This window comes from Pseudomonas sp. NPDC089743, from assembly GCF_044748785.1.
Lineage (GTDB): Bacteria > Pseudomonadota > Gammaproteobacteria > Pseudomonadales > Pseudomonadaceae > Aquipseudomonas > Aquipseudomonas putida_X.
In genome coordinates, this window is the sequence record NZ_JBIVGS010000002.1 from 24,254 (window position 1) to 38,754 (window position 14,501).

Annotated in this window: 17 protein-coding genes; all 17 read right to left on the reverse strand. The window is 65.6% G+C overall.

What is annotated here, in order from left to right:
• Positions 1-31 precede the first annotated feature (31 nt).
• Positions 32-445 (reverse strand): curli assembly protein CsgF, encoded by a 414-nt coding sequence (locus tag ACIPZC_RS03540; RefSeq protein WP_267823484.1) that lies wholly within the window; start codon positions 443-445, stop codon positions 32-34.
• Complete coding sequence (gene csgE / locus ACIPZC_RS03545) at positions 442-849, reverse strand: curli production assembly/transport protein CsgE (protein WP_241805728.1); 408 nt, start codon at positions 847-849, stop codon at positions 442-444. Before csgE ends, ACIPZC_RS03540 begins: the two co-directional genes overlap by 4 nt.
• Positions 846-1,373, reverse strand: a complete 528-nt coding sequence (locus tag ACIPZC_RS03550) for a type II secretion system protein (protein WP_267823480.1) — start codon at positions 1,371-1,373, stop codon at positions 846-848. The genes csgE and ACIPZC_RS03550 overlap by 4 nt, the downstream gene beginning before the upstream one ends.
• Entirely contained in the window at positions 1,348-1,722 is a 375-nt protein-coding gene (locus tag ACIPZC_RS03555) for a type II secretion system protein (RefSeq protein ID WP_241805730.1), read from the reverse strand. The genes ACIPZC_RS03550 and ACIPZC_RS03555 overlap by 26 nt, the downstream gene beginning before the upstream one ends.
• 5 nt (positions 1,723-1,727) lie before the next feature.
• Positions 1,728-2,201: a type II secretion system protein gene (locus ACIPZC_RS03560; RefSeq protein WP_241805731.1), complete on the reverse strand. Its 474-nt coding sequence runs from the start codon at positions 2,199-2,201 to the stop codon at positions 1,728-1,730.
• Positions 2,198-4,075, reverse strand: a complete 1,878-nt coding sequence (locus tag ACIPZC_RS03565; protein ID WP_241805732.1) for a secretin N-terminal domain-containing protein — start codon at positions 4,073-4,075, stop codon at positions 2,198-2,200. Before ACIPZC_RS03565 ends, ACIPZC_RS03560 begins: the two co-directional genes overlap by 4 nt.
• Positions 4,072-4,569: a hypothetical protein gene (locus tag ACIPZC_RS03570; protein ID WP_400624872.1), complete on the reverse strand. Its 498-nt coding sequence runs from the start codon at positions 4,567-4,569 to the stop codon at positions 4,072-4,074. The genes ACIPZC_RS03565 and ACIPZC_RS03570 overlap by 4 nt, the downstream gene beginning before the upstream one ends.
• A complete protein-coding gene (gene pilO, locus ACIPZC_RS03575) occupies positions 4,569-5,132 on the reverse strand; it encodes a type 4a pilus biogenesis protein PilO (protein WP_241805734.1) in 564 nt (187 codons plus the stop codon). Before pilO ends, ACIPZC_RS03570 begins: the two co-directional genes overlap by 1 nt.
• Positions 5,119-5,661: a PilN domain-containing protein gene (locus ACIPZC_RS03580; protein WP_400624874.1), complete on the reverse strand. Its 543-nt coding sequence runs from the start codon at positions 5,659-5,661 to the stop codon at positions 5,119-5,121. Before ACIPZC_RS03580 ends, pilO begins: the two co-directional genes overlap by 14 nt.
• A gap of 1 nt (position 5,662) precedes the next feature.
• Positions 5,663-6,457, reverse strand: coding sequence for a hypothetical protein (locus ACIPZC_RS03585; protein WP_400624875.1), 795 nt, complete (start codon positions 6,455-6,457; stop codon positions 5,663-5,665).
• Positions 6,438-8,117 carry a GspE/PulE family protein gene (locus ACIPZC_RS03590; RefSeq protein WP_400624876.1) on the reverse strand — a complete coding sequence of 560 codons (1,680 nt, stop codon included), beginning with the start codon at positions 8,115-8,117 and terminating at the stop codon, positions 6,438-6,440. Before ACIPZC_RS03590 ends, ACIPZC_RS03585 begins: the two co-directional genes overlap by 20 nt.
• A gap of 57 nt (positions 8,118-8,174) precedes the next feature.
• Positions 8,175-8,708, reverse strand: coding sequence for a response regulator (locus tag ACIPZC_RS03595; protein WP_241805738.1), 534 nt, complete (start codon positions 8,706-8,708; stop codon positions 8,175-8,177).
• Between the two features lie 237 nt (positions 8,709-8,945).
• Complete coding sequence (locus tag ACIPZC_RS03600; protein WP_241805739.1) at positions 8,946-9,587, reverse strand: SurA N-terminal domain-containing protein; 642 nt, start codon at positions 9,585-9,587, stop codon at positions 8,946-8,948.
• Between the two features lie 12 nt (positions 9,588-9,599).
• Positions 9,600-11,126 carry an ABC transporter substrate-binding protein gene (locus ACIPZC_RS03605; protein WP_400624878.1) on the reverse strand — a complete coding sequence of 509 codons (1,527 nt, stop codon included), beginning with the start codon at positions 11,124-11,126 and terminating at the stop codon, positions 9,600-9,602.
• A gap of 69 nt (positions 11,127-11,195) precedes the next feature.
• On the reverse strand, positions 11,196-11,831 hold the full coding sequence (locus ACIPZC_RS03610; protein ID WP_400625772.1) for an SCO family protein: 636 nt from the start codon (positions 11,829-11,831) through the stop codon (positions 11,196-11,198).
• Positions 11,832-11,857: 26 nt separating this feature from the next.
• Positions 11,858-12,511: an SCO family protein gene (locus ACIPZC_RS03615; protein WP_241805742.1), complete on the reverse strand. Its 654-nt coding sequence runs from the start codon at positions 12,509-12,511 to the stop codon at positions 11,858-11,860.
• Positions 12,508-14,490 (reverse strand): cytochrome D1 domain-containing protein, encoded by a 1,983-nt coding sequence (locus tag ACIPZC_RS03620; RefSeq protein ID WP_400624881.1) that lies wholly within the window; start codon positions 14,488-14,490, stop codon positions 12,508-12,510. Before ACIPZC_RS03620 ends, ACIPZC_RS03615 begins: the two co-directional genes overlap by 4 nt.
• Positions 14,491-14,501: the final 11 nt, after the last annotated feature.

Here is a 14,501-nt window from a genome sequence, read left to right on the forward strand (position 1 = left end):
TGTTCTCTCCCCAGATAACAACCCTTCCCTCTCAGGGGTTCAGGCCGCTGACCTCAATGATCGAAATTTCGCCTGTGACGCGGTCGGTGACCTTGATGCTCAGGGCACCGGAGTCATCGATCACATCGATCAGGAAGGCATCGGTGGCCATGCTGCCGGTCTGGCCATTGCTGATGTTGTCCAGCAGCTGCGACAACATCCGCGACTCCAGCTGGTTGCTGAAGCGCTCCAGGGCCGAGGTGCCGCCAAAAGCGGAGGTGCGGTCCTTGAGGTCGGGGTCGTCATAGTCGTTCTGCGCCTGGGCGTTGTTCAGCAGCCAGGTGCCGTTGAGCGGGTTGCCGCCGAACGCCGGGTTGACCGGGGTATACACCAGTTCAGTGGCCTGGGCGGTAACGGCGCAGGCCACGAAACAAGCGGCGATGCAGTGGGGAATACGCGTGTTCATAGCTCGTCCCTCTCCAGATCAGTGGTGTCCTGGAGCAGGCGTTGCAGCTTGCGCTGAATGACCTCCTGCTTGACCAGGTCGGCGGCCGCGACGGCCTCTTCTTTCAATTGGGTGACGTTGGGTGGCAGAAAGCGGCGGTACAGCACGTCGCGCTCGAACTCCACCGTGATCAGGCTGCCCCAGCGGGCATCCGGGCGTTCGCGCACCACCAGGTTGAAATCCAGGCGGCTGGTGGCGCGCAGGCGGTCGGCGAAGTAGTAGTAAAAGTCGTGCCCGATGTGCGAGATGGTGTTATCGACGATGAAACCCTTCATCTCGTCTTCGGCATTGGCCCGCACCACATTGGGCACCCCGGCGGCCAACAGCAGGCCAAGGCTCAGGCAAAACACGTTCAGGCGTTTCATGGCGTGCCCCCCGGGCTGCTGTGGGTTTGTGCGTCAGTGGCGCTTTGGCTGAAGGCCTGCTCGGCGACGAACTGCCAGTCGCTGTAGCGCTCGAGGCCTTCGAAGCCAGACCACTGGGTGTCGAACCCACTGCGTTTGAACGCAGGGGCGTCGGAGCGGCTGTGCACACCCGTGATGCGCCCGTCGATCGAACGCAGCAGCCCCCATTCATCACTGCCGGTGACCGGGTCCGGGTACAGCCGGCGGATGTGCCGTTTCGGCTCGGGGAAGCGGTTGTCCTCCACCAGTTCGGCCAGCGCCTGCGGGTACTGCGCCAGGCCTGGCGAAGCGCGGTAGTAACTGCGCAAGGCCTGGGCGTACTGGCCCCCCACCCACAGCAACTGGCGCTCCTTTTCGCGCTGCGCCGCGCTGGCCCACAGCGTGCCGCTGGACGCCAAGGCCACGCTGCTGGCTGCGATCAGCAGCAATACACCCAGGTAGGTGAAGCCTTCGCAGGCCTTACCATTCAGCGAAGTGGCTGCCATCACGTGCCCTCCCTGTTGCACCGCTCTTGATGTCGGCCACGCCACCGGCCACGCCTTCAGGCGGCGGCAGCAGTTGCCAGGCATCACCGCGTTCGGTGATCGGGTCGACCGGGGTGTTGCGCAGGTAGCGCTGCTCGACCAGTTGCTCCAGCGAGTCCGGGTAGCGACCGGTGTCGCCGTAGTAGTGGTCCAACGCCTCGCGCAGTACCGCCAGGCTCTGGCGCAGGGCAGCTTCACGGGAGCTTTCCAGGCTGTTGAAGTAACGCGGCATGGCAATGGTCATCAGCGTGGCGATGATTGCCATCACCACCAGCAGTTCGATCAGCGTGAAACCTCGGCTGCGCTTCATGGCCGTCACCATTGCCCGTAGGGGATGTTGTTGAGGCCTTTGCCGCGGGCCTTGGAGTACACGTCGTAAACATCTTCGCCTTCCCGTGGGTCGTCCGGCCCGCTGTCATAGGCGCGCACGCCCCAGCCACCGCCGTCATCGTCCTTTGCCGCCACCAGCGGGTCGTGCGGGATGCGCCGCAGGAAGTAGAACTTGTTGCCCTTGGCGCTGCGCACATCGCGCACCCCGTCGACCAATACCTGCAGGTTTGGCGGGTAGCCACTGGCGTCCAGGCCTTTCTCGATGAAACCTGCGTCGAAGGCACGCTTGTAGGCATCGATGGCATCGCGGATCTGGTACAGCGCCTGACGCAATTGTTGCTCCTTGGTGCGGCGCACCACGGTTTCGGTCAGCGGTGCCGCCATGCTGGCGAGCAGCCCGAGCAATGCCAGGGTCAGCACCACCTCGATCAGGCTGAAGCCTTGCACGCGGCGTTTCATGGCCGTGGGCCCTTGCTGGCAGGCACCACCGCCATCTGGCTGTCGACAACCGGTGCATCGCCAGGCGCTTGGCCCGGCTCATCGGCCGGCAGCGCGCCGGCCGGCAACGGCTGGGCCAGTTGGCGCACCTGCATGCTCGATTCGGTACCGGTGGCGAACTCCATGTCCGAGGGGCTCTGGTAAGGCAGGTTGCGCACGATCCGCGGGGTGATCGCCAGTACCAGTTCGGACTTGCTCATGTCATCGCGGTTGCTGCCGAACAACCGGCCCAGGCCAGGGATATCGCCCAGCCCCGGGATCTTGTTGCCGCTGGAGGTCTTGTCGTTGCGCACCAGCCCCGCCAGCACCTGGGTTTCGCCGTCGTGCAGGCGCAGGCTGGTCTGGGCATTGCGGGTGTCGACCTGGACCGGGATGGTACCCTGGCGGGTAGGCTCCAGCGGGGTGGCGTTGCTGACCTCCAGCGCCACCTTGATCGCCACCTCGTTGTTCAGGTGCACGGTAGGCTGCACTTCAAGCTTCAGGCCGACATCCAGGTAGGTGACGCTTTCGGTGATCACCGGCCCTTGGGTGGAAGGGACCGAGGTGGCGCTGATGATCGGCACACGCTGGCCGATGTGGATGCGCGCCTGCTCGCGGTTGCTGACGCGGATCACCGGGCTGGCCAGGGTGTTGATGTCCTTGTCCTGGGCGTTGATCTTGGCCTGAGGCGCCGGCGAGATGCTGATACGCCCGGAGTTGATGCCGCGCAACTGGTCCAGCACGCTCACCGGGTTGCCCTCATCGCTGAGCACCCCGAAGGTATTGGGCCATTGCAGGCCAAGGTCGAGGATGCGCGAGCGGGCCACCTCCATCACCTCCACTTCCAGCACCACCTCAGGGTTGGACTGGTCCTGCGACTGCAGCAGCTTCTCGGCCATGCGCACGGCGTCGGGGGTGTCGCGCATGGTCAGGGTATTGAGGCGCTCGTCAACGAATACATCGCGGGTCTTGAGCATGGTCTTGACCATGTTCAGGGCGGTATTGGCATCGATGCTGGTCAGGTAGAAGGTGCGCATGACCAGTTCCTGGTAGTCCTTGGTCTTCTGCGGCGAGTCGGGGTAGACCAGCAAGGTGTTGTCGTTGACGATCTTCTGGCGCAGCTGGTTCTGCTCCAGCAACAGGGCGATGGCATCCTCGATACGCACCTCGCGCACGAAAATGGTGGCCTTCATGTCCGGGCGCAGGTCCTTGTCGAAGATGAAGTTGATGCCGGCCACCTGGGACAGCACTTCGAAAATGATCTTCAGCTCGGCGTCACGAAACTCCAGGGTCACCGGGCGTTCCAGCTTGCTGCGCAGTTGCGGGAAGGGCTGCGCCGTACGCGCCTGGACGTTCTCGATATCGCTGCGCAGCATGATGCCCTTCTGGTTTTGCGGGTCCAGGCGCAGGACTTCACGCATGTAGCGCTCGGCGCCGAACAGGTCGCCCTGGCGCAGCGCAGCCTGGCCCAGCGCCACGCGGTCATCGAGGGTGCGCATCAGTTCCAGCTGGCGGATGCCCTCCTGGGCGCGGCGGTTGTTCGGTTCCAGGGTGAGCACGCGGCCGTAACCCAGGCGCGCACTCGCAAAATCGTGGCGCATGCGGTCGCTGTCGGCCTGGCTCAGCAGCGCCTCGACCGCTTGCTGGCGGCCTTGGGCCAAGGCAATGTTCAGTTCGGTGTCGCGCGGGTCGTCGCGCAGCGCCTCTTCCAGGCGAGCGATACCGGCCTCGTACTGGCCTTCTTTCATCAGCGCCTGGCTGTCTTTGCGTACCGCGCTCGACCCGCAGCCGGCAATGGCCACGCAGAGCGCCAGCAGCATGAACGGAGCAGGCTTGCACAACTTCGATGGCTTCATGGTGCGCTCCCGACAGACAATGTCTGTGACTGGTGCAAAGGCAGGTAGACCAGGCCCAGCTCATTGGCCGAAACCCGATCGAGGCGGTAGGTGTCGTCAATCACATCGCCCTGGCGCACGACGTAGAGTTTTTCGCCGCTGCGCAAGAAGATCTGCAGGTCGTCGCGATCACCCAGGCGGCCGACGAACTGGAACGGCAGCGCCGGCGCTGCAGGGGCAGCGGCGACCACCGCGGTGGCGACCACAGGTTTTTCGGTGACAGTGGTCACGGCCTTGGGTTTGGTCCACTGCTGGCGCGGGAACAGGTCACGGGTGGCCTGTTGTGGCTTGGTCGCTGGTACGCTCGCCCCCTCGGCAACCGTTCGTGTGGGCGCCTGCTTGTCAGCGTTCAGGGCCACCTCGCTGTCCTCGCCGAACCAGTGCCCCGGCGCCCAGGCCAACGCACCGGCAAGCCCCAGAAACCCCACCCACACCACTGCACGCTGAGTGTTCATCACGACCTCGACAGGTAAAGGGTCATGCGCAGGCGGCCATTGAGCTCACTGTCGCCAATGCGCTTGCGCTGCAGCTCCATGTCTTCGAGCACCAGGGTCGGCAACTGGCCCAGCAGGCCGCGGACGAAACCGCGGATCTGCGGGTAGCTGCCGCGTACCGGCAGGACGATCTGGTAACGCGCCAGCTGGGTCTTGGGGTCGATACCCAGGGCGTACTCACCACGGGCCAGGCTGATGCGTTCGGCGCTGGCCAGGCGGTACAGGCGCTCGATCAGTTCGCTGGCTTCAGGTTGCCCTGGCAGTCGCTGACGCAGGCTGTCCAGCGCCTGTTGCTCTGGCTTGACGGCGATTTTCAGCTCGCCGCGCCGCACCCGTTCGACCTGGGCGCTGGCATCGGCCTCGCTGGCGCGCAGCTCGCGCAGGGCCTGCCACTGCGGCAGCACCCCGGCCAGCGCCAGGGCGACTGCCAGCACGGCCACTGCGGCGCCGGCCAGGCCGACCGGGCCGATACGGCGCAACTGCTCCTGCAGGATCAGGGGGCTTATCGAGTCAGGGGCGCGCATGGCCGGTCTCCCAGGTGGCAGTCAGGGTGAAGCGCACCGGGTGCTCGGGTTGGCCCGCCACCACCTCATGGTTGAGCAGCGAGACATCGCTGAGCTCGGTGCTCTGCTCCAGGCGGTGGTGGTATTGCAGCATCGCTTCCAGGTTACGGGCCTCGGCGGCAATGCGGACCTGGCCCTTGCGGGCATCAGGGGTCAGGCTGAGCAGGGCCACGTCCTCCTGGGGTTGCGCTTCAAGCATGGCGAACAGTTGCTGCCAGGGCCGTTGCAGTTGCTGGGAAACGCTACGCATCTGCGCCAGGCGTTCGGCCTGCTCGCGGCTGGCGGCGCTGCTCTGCGGGGCGGCCGTGGCCGAGCGGCGGCCCAGTTGCAGCTCCAGGCTGTGCAGCCGGGCCTCAAGGTGGACCTGCTCGGCTTGCAGGTGCTGTTGCAGCAGCACCAGCACGGCCACCACGGCGCCGCCCAAGGCCAGCAGTGACCAGGCCAGCGGGCTGCTGCGCCGGGGCTGAAATTCCAGGTCGAGGCGGCGCATGTCAGGCCACCGCCCGCCACATGGCGCACAGCGGGTCGGTTTCGCTGGCCGGCTGGCACAGCTGCACCGCCGCCAGTTGCGGCACGTCGCCCCGCCCAGGGGCATGCAGGTAGACCTGCGGCATGTGCTCGCCATACAGCTCGCACGTCCGCTCGATCAGCGCCTGCAGGGCTTGGTCGCTGTCGGCGCAGCCCTGGGTCAGCACCTGCTGCCAGGCACCACCGGCGGCCAGCAGCAGCACGCTGCGCCGTGGCTCGGCGAGGACAAACAGGAAATCCCCTGCCTGCAATTGCGCTGAGCAGCGGTTGTAGGCAGCCATCAGGTACGGCTGCACCGAGCGCAGGCGCAAGCGGTTGTCCTGGGCCAGTGCCTGCAGGCCCTGCAGCAATGCCTCGGGCAACGCCGTGGCGATACGCGCGGCACCGGCTGGCTCTGGCGAGAGGACGATGCGCCAGCCGTCGAGCGGCTGGGCGTAGAGGTTCTCGAAGCAGGCTTGGGCGTAGGCCTGCAGCTCGCGTGGATGGCTGATGGCAGCGCTCCATGGCACCAGGCAGAAGCGGCTGTAACGCGCCGACAGCAGCACCTGGCATTGGCCTGCGCGCACGGCATGCTCGCCCAGCAGCGCAGCCAGGGCCGGCAAGGCCGCTGCCCAGGCCGGTTCGCCGGCGTCACTGGTGAAGGCGCGGCTGCCCAGCCACTGATGCTGGTTGCCGTGCCAGCGGCCCACACCGACGCCTTCGGCGCCGAGCACGATGCAATAACGGGTAGAGGCATGATCACGCAATGAATGTGACACGGTTGATCTCCTCAAGCGTGGTACGGCCCTCGCGGACCAGGTCCAGGGCGGATGCGCGCAGCAGCCGCAGGCCGCGCTGGCAGGCCAGCGCCTTGATCTGCGCCAGTGGGCGACGTTCGACGATCATCTGCCGCAGGTCATCGTCCAGGTGCAGCAGTTCGGCGATGGCACTGCGGCCGCGGTAGCCACTGCCGCGGCACTGGCCACAGCCCGGGGCACGGACGAACGTCCAGCCCTGCACGGCGTCACGGGTAAGGCCAGAGGCGGCCAGGGTTTCGTCATCGGCCTCGCACGGCGTGCTGCAATGGGGGCAGGCCAGGCGGATCAGGCGTTGGGCCAGCACGGCGTTGAGGGCGGAGACGAAGCTGTAGGGGTCGACCTGCATCTGGCTGAAGCGGCCGATCACATCGAACACGTTGTTGGCGTGGATGGTGGTGAACACCAGGTGGCCGGTGAGTGCCGACTGCACGGCGATTTGCGCGGTGTCGGGGTCGCGTATTTCGCCGACCAGGATCTTGTCCGGGTCGTGGCGCAGGATCGAACGCAGGCCACGGGCGAAGGTCAGGCCTTTCTTCTCGTTGACCGGGATCTGCAGCACGCCGGGCAGTTGGTACTCGACCGGGTCTTCGATGGTGATGATCTTGTCCACCCCGTGGTTGATCTCGCTGATCATGGCGTACAGGGTGGTGGTCTTGCCGCTGCCGGTGGGGCCGGTGACCAGGATCATCCCGTAGGGCTCGGCGGCCAGGCGGCGCAGGGCGCGCAGGGTTTCATCGGCAAACCCCAGGGCCTGCAGCTGGACGCCGCTGACCCGGTCGGACAAATCCTGCTTGTCGAGCACCCGCAGCACGGCGTCTTCACCGAAGATGCTGGGCATGATCGACACCCGGAAATCGATCTGGCGTTCGCCTACGGCAACCTTGAAGCGGCCGTCCTGTGGCACGCGCTTCTCACCGATATCCAGCTCGGCCATGACCTTGATGCGCGAAATCACTTGGTCGGCGAAGGCGCTGCCACTGGCCTTGCCGGCCGCGTTGAGCACGCCGTCGATGCGGTATTTGATGGTCAGGCCCTGGCCGGTCATGCCCAGGTGGATATCGCTGGCATGCTGCTTGAGGGCGTCGTAAAGGGTTGAGTTGACCAGCTTGACCACCTTGCTCTGGTCTTCGCTGATGCTGGTCAGCGACAGCCGTTGCAGCGGGTCGCTTTCGCTGCTGGCTTCGGCGTCGTGATCCAGGGCATCGACGGCGTGAAAGCTTTCTTCGTGGCGGGCCAGGAACGTGGCCAGGTCGGCGGCGTGGGCCAGGTACAATGGCGCCCCTTGCAGCACATCGTCGATCCAGGCCAGGCGGGCGTGGTCGAAGGGGTCGGCGAACACACCCCGCAGTTCACCGCCCTGCTCTATCAGCACGAACTCGCGCTTCAGGCATTGGGCCAGGCTGATCTTGTCGAACCGGGGGCTGCTGGCCAACAGGCGCTGGCTGTCCAGCACCGGGTAATGCAATGTGCTGCCCAGGCGGCGGATGAAGGTGTCGGGGGTGTCGCAGGCGAGGCGCTCGAGGCAGTTGAGCAAGCGCTCGTCGCCAGCTTGCAAGCGGGCCTGGGCCAGCAGGTCGCGGGGGTATCCCGAGATTGGCAGAGGTTGTACTGCATCGGACATGGCCTGCGACTCCGCTCAGGGGGCGCGTCGCAGGCTCGGTGAGGGCTGCGGGCGCCGTTATTCCCCGGTGAGCAGTTGGTCGTCGTCGGGTCCAGGGGGCTTGGCGCCATTACGGCGGCGGTCGGCCAGTACCCAGCTACCATCGTACAACTGCAAGGGGAACGATTCGTTCCTGTTCTGGCGTCGTTCGACGAACCCTTCTGCCGGGTTGTCCGTGGCCCTGCGCCGGCGCTCGATGCCCATCAGGTCGAAGATCGGGCGCGCCAGTTCCGAGAGCGGGAACGGCTTGAACAGGACATGGGTCACGCCAAGTTCGGCGGCTCGCTCACGGACCTCGGCGGTCGGGTGGGCGGTGATGAGCACGAAGTGGCACTGCCTGTTCTTGCGCACGGTCTGCAGGACCTGAAAACCCTCCATATCGGGCAAGCGGTAATCCAGCACAATCACATCCGGTGCCAGGCGTTCAGCCAGGCCGATACCACTGGCACCGTCGTGGGCAACATGGACTTCCAGGCCTTGCGCCTGCAGGTACGCTTGCAGGTTTTGCGCAAGGGTCTGTTCGTCATCGACTACCAATACTCTGTTCACCAAGGTCGACTCCCAAGAACTGCCCGGTTCCCCGGTCTGCGAAGTGCGGCCTTGGGAAGGCTTGAGCAGGCTTCGTGCCAGGCATGAATAGTCATGTTGCACCACGTCAAGTTGTTGATTTTCAAAGCACCTTTGATAGCCCTACGAACAGGCCGAGGCCCGCTGCCCCACATCCGGGGCAGCTGATGGCACTTTGCCAAGCCGTTATTCCCCAGCTTTGGGGAAACGCCATCGCAGGCTTCAGTCAGCGATTTCCACTTTAGCGGATTCGCGCAAACGTTGGCGCGCCGCTTGCCGTGCCTGCGCCTGCAATTGGCTGATGAGCGAAGCCCTGGCCAGCACCAGGCCCTGTTCGCGTATGACCGAAGAATTATCACTTTGGTTCTGCGCTCCTTGCAGCCTCTGTTGGTTGGCCTGATAAAACGCTTCCACCTCGGCCTGGGTGGGTTCGGCTACCGCGCTGAGCTGGGCATACACCTGTTGCGCTGCCAGCTCCCGGTGCAGGTAGTCAGCGTATGCTGCGCGGTCGAACCCTGCATCTGCAAGCCGTCTTTCAAACAGCGCCGGGTCACCGAATGCTGCTTCCACTTCACCTAGCTGCGCCGACACCTGCTCATCGCTGATGGCGATGCCGCGGCGCTGGGCTTCTTGCCAAAGCAATTCCTTGTCGATCAGTTCATCCAGCGCCTGGCTACGCAGACGCTTGTACAGCGTGGGGTTACGGATGCTGGTCACAGCCCGCCCCTGTGCCTGCAGATATTCACTGAAATAGCGCTCCAGGCGCATCAGCCCGATGTCCACACCATTGACCCGCGCCGCCGGGCTATCGGCCCAGCCCGCCTTGGCGATCAGCAGCAACAGGCACAGCATCACGATACGCATGGCAACCTCCATTCATGGGCTGACCGGTACAGGCCGATAGGGAGCGACAGCGGTAAAGCGCGGCCCAGGCAGCGCCACCGCCACCACATGGGCACCTGCCAGGCCCTGGCGCTGGCCTGGCCCGAAACCCAGCGGCGGGGTCAGGCCGGTATCGACGTCATGCAAGCCCTCCAGCGCCGCGACCAGGCGTTCGCGGCTGGCATCACGGCCGATCTGCTTGAGGGCTTCGCCAAGCAGGCGCAGTGCGCACAGGGTGTTCACCTGCAACGAGGCCTGGCGTGGGTCCAGGCCTTGGCGCTGCTGCAGGCCGGCCAAGGTCGCCATGCCCTGTTCGGTCCAGTCGCTTGGCACGAACGGATAGGCCAGGAACACCCGCTGCGACCACTGCACCGGCAGCGCGGCGACGGCGCCGGCCACCTGGCTGGAGGTGGCGAACAGGTAGGGTTTTCGGCCTGCCGCTTGCAACGCCGCAGCCAGCTCGGCAAAGGCCTGGGCGCGGCCGACGAACACAATGCCCTGCCCCTGCACCGCCTGGCCACTGAAGGCCTCGATCGGCCCCGGCGCCCAACCCTGCTGCTGCAGGCGCTCGCGCACCTGTTCGGCCAGCATTGCCTGGTCATCGCCGGCATACACGACGCGCAAGCCATCTGGCGCCAGGCCCAGCGTTTCGCGGGCATGCACGGCCAGGCTCAGCAACTGCGTGGCAATGCCTGGCAAGGGGTCGAAGATGTGCGCGTTGCCGCCGCTACGCGGTGCACTGCCAACCAAGGGTACGCCGTGTTGTTCGAGCAGCAGGGCCAGGCGCGAGTCGAGCATCGGTGCCAGCGGGCTGATCAGCGCAAATACCCGCTGCTGCTCGAGCAACTGGTGCAGCGCATGCTCGGCACTTGCCGCGTCGCTGCCGGGGTCGACCACCACCAGCGCCAAGCGCCGGCCATGCACGCCGCCCTGTTGATTGAGTTGGGCCACCCCGTCTTCGAGCACCGCGCGCACCACATGCCCGGCCTCGGCCAACGGCCCGCTGGCGGGCAACAGGGTACCCAGGCGTAGCTCCCCTTCTTCCACGCCGGGGTCGCGCTCGTCAGCCAGGCGCTTGAGGTAGGCGGTGAGGTTGCGCTGGTCAGCCAGGGTGAGCTCGAAACGAGGCATGGCTGGGTCCAGGCGGTTGCCGGCGGGGTCCAGACCGTGCTGGATGGCGCGGGCCAGGCTGTTATCGGTGTAGGCGGGGTAGCTGCGGCCGTTGCTTTGGCGTGCACCTTGGCCCAGGGCCAGGCGCTGCCAGTCGAGGCTGGGCGGGCGCACCCCGCCTTCGGCGCGGCCACGGCCGTCATTGCCGTGGCAACTGGCACAGGGCAATACGCTAGCGGGGACGCTGATGTCGCTGGCACCTACCCGGGCCATCAACTGTGCATCGCTGCTGGATACGCCTTCGCGGTACAGGCGTTTACCGGCTTGCTCGTGGGCGGTGAGGTCCAGGGCAAGCGCCTGAACGCAGCAGGTCAGGCCTAGCGCCAAGCAAAGTGATCTCGCTGTGTTCATTCTGGCCTCATCGCCGGCAAGCCGGCTCCCACTGTGTTCTGCGCCGCTGCGCACAGGCTGTCAGTACATTCAGCGTCCGGCCAACGGCTGGGCCAGCAGCTTCATGCGCTGGGCGATCGCCGCTGGCGGTGCATCGGGGCGGATCTTGCTCCAGCGCTTGCCCGCCACGTCACCGGCTATCAGCTGGGTCGAGTGCTGCTCGGGGCTGGGCAGGAACTGGCCGATACGCCCCAGCACCAGGTCGACGCTGGCTTTGTCGCCGGTCAGGAACAGCCAGTTGGCGCTGTCCACCCCTTGTTTTTCAGCAAAGGCCTTGAGCGCAGCTGGGGTGTCGTTGAGCGGGTCGCTGCTGATGGACACGAAGGTCACTTGGCTGGCCAGCTCAGGGCCCATGGCCTCGCGCACCTCACGCAGTTTGCGGGTGATCAGCGGGCAGGCATCGGTGCAGTGGGTAAAGATGACGTTGAGCATCACCACCTTGTCTTTGAGCACATCGCTGTAGAAGCGCAACGCGCGGCCGTTCTGGTCCTGGAGCACGGTGTCGGTGAACCAGGTCTGCGCGTCGCGGGTGCCTTCGCCACTGGCCATCGCCGGTGGCGAAGGCTGAGGGCTGGGCGCGCTCGGTGCGTGGCCTTCATGGGCCAGGGCCACCGACGCGAAGATCCACAGGCAACCGGCCAGGGCCAGCCAGTCGAAGCTGCGCATGCCGATACGACAGGACGCTTGGCTGCTCACGGTTGCACCTCCTGGTGTTCGGCGATGGCCGTGCTCTTGGCATGCACCCGACGGGCGCTGAGGCGGTTGATTTCGTCGATCAGCACGGCCGGGTCGGTGAAGCCGTAATAACGCGTCCAGTGCCCGCTGTGCCCGTCACCCACCAGAATCAGCGGCGGGTGCTGGCTGAGGTCGGCACTGAAGCTGCCCAGGCCTTTGAGGGTCTCGGTGATGGCATAGGGCGAGCCGGTCAGCCAGCTCCAGCCTGGGCCATGCTGGAAGGCCTTGGCGTAACTCTGCAAGCGTTTGGAGTCGTCACGTTGTGGGTCCACGCTGATCGACACCAGGCGCACTTCCTCGCCTACCCGCCCCCCCAGTTGCTGCTGAACCTTGCCCATGATCGAAGACACCACCGGGCACACCGTGGTGCAACTGGTGTAAATGAAGCCCATCACCACCAGATGATCGCCGACCAGGTCCTTTTCCAGGCGCACCGGCATGCCATCCTGGTCAAGCAGTGAAACATCGGCGAAACGCACGCTGGCTTTCTCCTGATGTGCCGCTGGCGGCTGCGCATGCCCACTGTGGTCATGGCCCGCGTGGGCCAGGGCGAGTTGGCTGGCCATGGCCATGGAAAGTACGAGCAGCTTGCAAGAATGTCTGGCGTTCATTGCACATTCCTCACTTCAGTCTGGGAGGCGGTAGACGCTGCGGCCGGCAGGACACGCAGGCTGGTGTAGTTCTCTTCGGCAAACTTGTGCCCCAGCGATGGCGACTGCACATGCAGGTACCACGCGCCGGCTTCAGGCAGCATCAGTGCAGCCTGGTAAACCCCCTCGCCCACCTCTTCCAGGCGCAGATTGCGCGGCATCGATGACGGCGCCAGGAAGTAGCGCAGGGTCAGGTCGTCCAGGCCCACCCGCGGGCGGCCGTCGTCACCGAAGATGCGCACTTTGGCGGTGATGGCGCGGTGCTGCGCCATGGGCTGGTCGAGGCCGATGAACTCGGCATGCGCGCCCTTGCGCTTGGCCGCATCCGGCACGGCGGCCACGTCGGTGCTGAAACAGTGAATGATCTGCGGCTGGTTGAGCAGGAACGCCACGTCGAACTTGCCCGACGCTGGCATCTTCACCGTCGAGCCATACACCCCAGGGGCCAGTTCGCGCAGGCTGCGGTCGATGACGATGGCGGCGCGGGCCTGGTGGCCGCGGTTGTTGTAACCCGACATCGGTGCATTCATGCCTTCGGTATAGAAGTACGTGGTGTTGTCCACCGGGTTGACCACGAACACCGAATTGTCATCGCGTGACACCGACAACCCCTGGGCCAGCGGCAGGTCGCCGGCCTGGCGCGGCGCGGCGGGGCCGGCATCGAAACCCTGGACGATCGGCTGACGGCCTTCGCCCAGGCTGCTCAGGTTGATCATGCTGACCTTCGAAGACGCCAGGCCGCGCACGTAGGCATAAGCTTTGGTGAACGTCAGTTGGTACGGCTCGGCGGCCACCGGGATGCGGTGGATCAACCTGTCGGTACTGGCATCGATCACCAGGGCCTGGTTTTCCAAGGTGTTGAGGACGATGCCGTAACGGCCATCGCTGCTGAAGCGCATCGGCCCCAGGCCTTGCTCGGCCTGGACGGTATGGCGCAACTGATGGCTGCGGGCATCGTACACCCGCACCGTGCCCTCTGAACCATCGCTGACGTACACCGCCTGCGACAGCGCCGAGTAGGCCACAGCCAATGGATGCGGGCCGACTTCCAGGGTGTTCACCAAGCGCATCTCGGGGATGTCGATAATGCTCAGGGTGCCGCCGTCGCGGTTGCTGACGAAGGCGTAGCGCGAATCGGCGCTGAAAGCGATTTCGTGGTGCCCGGAGCCGGTGGCGAAGCTTTTCAGCATGCTGCGGCTGTGCACATCGATCACCGTCACCCCGCCCTTGGCCGGGTCATCACTGTTGTTGCCGACCCACAACCGGCGCTGGTCCGGCTGCAGGGCTACACGCAGCGGCATCTCGCCAGCCTCCAGGTTGGCCACACGGGTAAAGGTTTCGGTGTCGATCACCGCGACCTCGCCGCGCTCAGGTATCGACACGAATACCTGCTTGTCATCGGCGGTAGCTACCCAGTCCATGGGCCGCCCCGGCAGTTCGATGCGTGCCAGGGTGCTGGTGACACCGCCCACCGAGACGGTCGGGTCGATCACCGTCAGGCTGGCATCCTTGTTCAGCACCAGCAGGAAGTAACTGTTCAGATCCAGCAGCGGCCTGGCACCGATGCTGCTCTTGAGAAACAGCGCCACCCGGGCCTTGCAGCTCTGGTCACGGCTGCTTTCCTGCGGTGCCGCTTGTGCCGGGTCGATCCACGCCCCTGGCGCCATCCCCGACAGCGGTTGGCCGCTGGTCTGGTCGGTGACCTTGAAGCGGATATTGGCGAAGGCGCCTTCGCGCAACTCGCTCCCGGCCAGCGGCCGGGCCTCGAACTCCACGGTCACCCCATCCCGGCTGAGCCGGTGCAGCGCCTGCGGGTCGGCAGGCCCCTGCAGCAGCTCGCGCGGGTCGCACCAAAGCTCCTCGTAGGCCACGCCCAGGCCGATCAACGCCGCGCCCAGCAATACCCCCAGCACGGCGGGGCGGGTTTTCTTGTTATGCATGTTCGTACGCC

What these genes read in the sequence shown, in the direction of transcription:
- ACIPZC_RS03540 (WP_267823484.1), bottom strand. Translation starts at nt 445, where the DNA reads ATGAACACGCGTATTCCCCACTGCATCGCCGCTTGTTTCGTGGCCTGC.
- csgE (WP_241805728.1), bottom strand. Translation starts at nt 849, where the DNA reads ATGAAACGCCTGAACGTGTTTTGCCTGAGCCTTGGCCTGCTGTTGGCC.
- ACIPZC_RS03550 (WP_267823480.1), bottom strand. Translation starts at nt 1,373, where the DNA reads ATGGCAGCCACTTCGCTGAATGGTAAGGCCTGCGAAGGCTTCACCTAC.
- ACIPZC_RS03555 (WP_241805730.1), bottom strand. Translation starts at nt 1,722, where the DNA reads ATGAAGCGCAGCCGAGGTTTCACGCTGATCGAACTGCTGGTGGTGATG.
- ACIPZC_RS03560 (WP_241805731.1), bottom strand. Translation starts at nt 2,201, where the DNA reads ATGAAACGCCGCGTGCAAGGCTTCAGCCTGATCGAGGTGGTGCTGACC.
- ACIPZC_RS03565 (WP_241805732.1), bottom strand. Translation starts at nt 4,075, where the DNA reads ATGAAGCCATCGAAGTTGTGCAAGCCTGCTCCGTTCATGCTGCTGGCG.
- ACIPZC_RS03570 (WP_400624872.1), bottom strand. Translation starts at nt 4,569, where the DNA reads ATGAACACTCAGCGTGCAGTGGTGTGGGTGGGGTTTCTGGGGCTTGCC.
- pilO (WP_241805734.1), bottom strand. Translation starts at nt 5,132, where the DNA reads ATGCGCGCCCCTGACTCGATAAGCCCCCTGATCCTGCAGGAGCAGTTG.
- ACIPZC_RS03580 (WP_400624874.1), bottom strand. Translation starts at nt 5,661, where the DNA reads ATGCGCCGCCTCGACCTGGAATTTCAGCCCCGGCGCAGCAGCCCGCTG.
- ACIPZC_RS03590 (WP_400624876.1), bottom strand. Translation starts at nt 8,117, where the DNA reads ATGTCCGATGCAGTACAACCTCTGCCAATCTCGGGATACCCCCGCGAC.
- ACIPZC_RS03600 (WP_241805739.1), bottom strand. Translation starts at nt 9,587, where the DNA reads ATGCGTATCGTGATGCTGTGCCTGTTGCTGCTGATCGCCAAGGCGGGC.
- ACIPZC_RS03605 (WP_400624878.1), bottom strand. Translation starts at nt 11,126, where the DNA reads ATGAACACAGCGAGATCACTTTGCTTGGCGCTAGGCCTGACCTGCTGC.
- ACIPZC_RS03610 (WP_400625772.1), bottom strand. Translation starts at nt 11,831, where the DNA reads ATGCGCAGCTTCGACTGGCTGGCCCTGGCCGGTTGCCTGTGGATCTTC.
- ACIPZC_RS03615 (WP_241805742.1), bottom strand. Translation starts at nt 12,511, where the DNA reads ATGAACGCCAGACATTCTTGCAAGCTGCTCGTACTTTCCATGGCCATG.
- ACIPZC_RS03620 (WP_400624881.1), bottom strand. Translation starts at nt 14,490, where the DNA reads ATGCATAACAAGAAAACCCGCCCCGCCGTGCTGGGGGTATTGCTGGGC.